1 protein-coding gene is annotated in these 359 nt (G+C 63.0%); it reads right to left on the minus strand.

Translation table 11 applies throughout. From position 1 onward, the window contains the following. The coding region (locus ACLJNW_RS23675) for a C39 family peptidase (RefSeq protein ID WP_410961153.1) at nt 1-325 on the minus strand (325 nt) is incomplete at its 3' end. Between the last annotated feature and the right edge of the window lie 34 nt (nt 326-359).

The following is a 359-nucleotide window of genomic DNA, read 5'->3' on the forward strand; positions in this document are numbered from 1 at the left end:
GTTGCAGGACGACGAAGTGCTTGTAGCCGCGGATTTCCATCAGCACGATGGCGGGGATCTTCAGTTGTTCCAGTTGCGCCGCCTCGATGCGGTAGCCGCGCGCGCGCATGCCCATGGATTCGACGTAGCGCTTCATGTCGAGCAGCGAGAAACCGCGGCGCTGCACGATCTTATCGGCCTCGCCATAGCGCAGCAGCCCTTCCATGACCTGGCGTTCCTCGAGGTTGCGCCCGAGGTAGTAGTCCAGCAGCGTGGTAAGCGCCGCCGAGCCGCAGCTGTAGTCATAGGCCTGGCGGATGACGTTGCGGAACTGCAACTGGCTCATCGGCTCCAGTTGCACCGATTCGCGGTAGGGTCCC

This window comes from Salmonella sp. SAL4457 (assembly GCF_046548235.1).
Lineage (GTDB): Bacteria > Pseudomonadota > Gammaproteobacteria > Enterobacterales > Enterobacteriaceae > Salmonella > Salmonella enterica.